Genomic DNA, 2750 nt, shown 5'->3' on the forward strand with positions numbered 1-2750 from the left:
TAGACTACTTGTAGGAGGTAATATGGATTTCTTTGATTTATTATTGACCGACTGGGAAGATGGTCAGGTACTTGAAAGAAAACAAAACAAAACTGCTTTCTATAAATTAATGAAAGAAAGAGGCTTTGATTTTGATGATATTGATGAAAGCACAAGATTACCCAAATCACTTGAGCCTGTATTTGAAGGAGATGCAGACAATCTGCATAAGTTCAATGCAGCTATTGCAGAACTTCATAAGAAGAAGATGGTAAATATTGTAGATTCACTTATTTACCTTACTGCAGATTATCTTGATGAAAAGCAGATACTGAAGTTTCTTGATGAACTTAATTTCTATATTCTTAAACAAGAACTTCTGAAACGTTTTCATATAAAGAAAGACAAGCCTGAAACATCACTATTGGATTTTTTAGATGCAGACGACGAGTAAAGAGCTTTATCATTTCTGGTCATTGTTTTCTAAATTGTTAAATAAGAAAACAGATCCACCAGCAATAGTTAGAAAGTTTGAAAAGAAGTCTTTTGAAGAGATTCTTAAGGAGAGTTTCTATGAGACTGCTAATATGCCTAAGGGATATGTTGCATTTGTTGATTTAGCAAATGCCATAAACATGAAGAAATTATCTTTTACAGATTGGATATACATTTGTATTGGAGATTTTTTGAAGGATGGACAGGTTAAGAAAAAAAATCTGTTGAACTTAAACTATCTTCAAAAAAATATTAAATTTTATTCAGTAAATGGAAAACAGGAACAATTTACTATTATAAATAAAATGTTAGAGGAAGCTAAAGCGAAGGAAGATCCCTTTGCCGCTTTCACTGGCAACCAATTTGACCTATACAAAGTCAATGATAAGCAAAAGAATAAGCTTTATGAGCTAATTCGGAATGGAACATTGAATTTTTGGTTTTGGTTTGATGGGATAGACAACAATAAGTTTGCTATTGACGAAACCAAGATTGATGATCCGGACTATTTTAGATTCTTAAGGCTAATGCGAATAGTAAGACAAAAAGATAAAAGGCAATAACATAAGGAGATAATATTATGCCAATGAAGAGAGACCTCAATTCGTATTTCACAGACATCAACGCTGCTGTGGCTGAACAACAACCCAAGGAAAAGAAGTTTAAGTCTTGGAAGATTGAAAATCTGTTCCAGCCAACTGTTAAAGATGGAAAGTTCAGCGTTGTAATTCGTTTCTTACCTTCTCACCCCGATGAAATTAAACCGTTTATCGAGAACCGCAAGCACACTATTAAACTTGCAAATGATAAATGGTTCATTACTGAATGCTTGACAAAGTTCGGCAAGCCTTGTCCGATTTGTCAGCATAACCGTGAAATGTATAAGAAGTATCCGAAGGAAGAAGCCGCTAAGTATTCTTATGGCAAGGGCAAGAGCCGTTATATCTGTAACATTCTCGTTGTCCGTAATGCTAATAATACCGAAACTGAAGGTAAGGTATTCCGTTTTGAATTTGGCCCACAGATCATGAAGATGATCTCTACTGCTATGACTGATAAGGATGATGAACTTCAGGGCATTGTAAAGGGATTTAACCCGTTTGATTGGGACACTGGTGCTAATTTCGTTTATACTGGTGTTCAGGGTTCTAATGGTCCTAAACTTGATGATTCTCATTTCGGCACACCTGGTCCTATTGACCGTTGGGATGGAAAGAAGTATGTTCCTTTGACAACTGCTGAGATTGATGATATTGAATCTAAGCTTTATCATTTGGAAGAATGCTATAATAAGGAAGATGAAGTTGCTGATTTCAATACCATCTGCAAGCGTTGGTTTGATAAGACTGGTGAACAGCTCCTTTCTACTAATCCTGTTCAGACTGAAAGCGTTTCTATTGCATCAACAAATCCGTTTGCTGATGACACTCCCGCTCCTGCTGAAAAGGTAAGCATTAATACAAAGCCTGCTGCATCTGATGACTTTGATTTTGATGCACCGGCAGCTCCGACAAAGAAGAATATCAATACATCCGATGTTCCTGAAGTATCTGATGATGATTTCTTCAATGGCGTTGATGCTGAACTGTAATCAGATATTGAAACTATAGGAGCCTGAAAAAGGCTCCTTTTTTCTTATTGGGAGTTTCTATGGCAGATTTCTATAATGAAAACCTTAGGGTTTTAAATTTTACGCATGTTGATTTAGATGGCGTTACATCAGCTATTGTTTTGAAGAATTACTTTAAGAATGTAATTGTTGAACAAATTAACTATGGTAGAGAACAGGAAATAATTGATAAGTGCCGTAAATATCAAGGTAAGTTTGATGTTGTAATATTTACTGACTTTTGTCCTGTCAATATCAAACAGGTTAAAGAATTCTTGAAGACATCTTTCCAAACTGAAATTCCTGCATTAGTTCTTGATCATCACGAAAGTGCTGTTCCGTTCAATGATCCGCAGAATGATATTCATATCAACATGAAGTATTCTGGCTGCATGCTTGCATATAAGTATTTTGGAATAAAGAAAGATCTTACGCATCTTAATGACTTAGTCTTTATCGCAAATGATTATGATATGTTTACTTTGACAGATAAGAGAGCGATGTTCTTCAATGCATTGATGTGGAAGATGGGATTTGACTGGTTCTTGATTCGTTTCATTAAAGGCAATATTAAACTGTATGCCGAAGAAAAGAATTATTTGTTGCAGTATGTTACTGATGTAAAGAAACAGTATGATGAACTTCCATTATCCGATTTGCCACATAA

General features: G+C 35.1%; 4 protein-coding genes. All 4 read left to right on the plus strand.

The genetic code is table 11. From position 1 onward, the window contains the following. Nucleotides 1-433 (plus strand): hypothetical protein (locus ACMUOV_RS08545; RefSeq protein ID WP_413854724.1); only part of this gene is annotated, 433 nt, incomplete at its 5' end. Beyond that, the gene (locus ACMUOV_RS08550) at nucleotides 417-1037 is read left to right on the plus strand and encodes a hypothetical protein (RefSeq protein WP_413854726.1); all 621 of its coding nucleotides are present in this window, start codon (nucleotides 417-419) and stop codon (nucleotides 1035-1037) included. The genes ACMUOV_RS08545 and ACMUOV_RS08550, both read left to right, overlap by 17 nt. Before the next feature lie 17 nt (nucleotides 1038-1054). Further along, nucleotides 1055-2065, plus strand: coding sequence for a hypothetical protein (locus ACMUOV_RS08555; RefSeq protein ID WP_413854728.1), 1011 nt, complete (start codon nucleotides 1055-1057; stop codon nucleotides 2063-2065). 59 nt (nucleotides 2066-2124) lie between these two features. Next, nucleotides 2125-2750: DHH family phosphoesterase (locus tag ACMUOV_RS08560; RefSeq protein ID WP_413854730.1), on the plus strand; the 626-nt coding region annotated here is incomplete at its 3' end.

The sequence above is a fragment of the Candidatus Ruminimicrobium bovinum genome (assembly GCF_902760015.1).
In the GTDB taxonomy this organism is placed as follows: domain Bacteria; phylum Elusimicrobiota; class Endomicrobiia; order Endomicrobiales; family Endomicrobiaceae; genus Ruminimicrobium; species Ruminimicrobium bovinum.

Excerpts from the sequence above, each read along its gene's own strand:
- ACMUOV_RS08550 (WP_413854726.1), top strand. The coding sequence starts at position 417 with ATGCAGACGACGAGTAAAGAGCTTTATCATTTCTGGTCATTGTTTTCT.
- ACMUOV_RS08555 (WP_413854728.1), top strand. The coding sequence starts at position 1,055 with ATGCCAATGAAGAGAGACCTCAATTCGTATTTCACAGACATCAACGCT.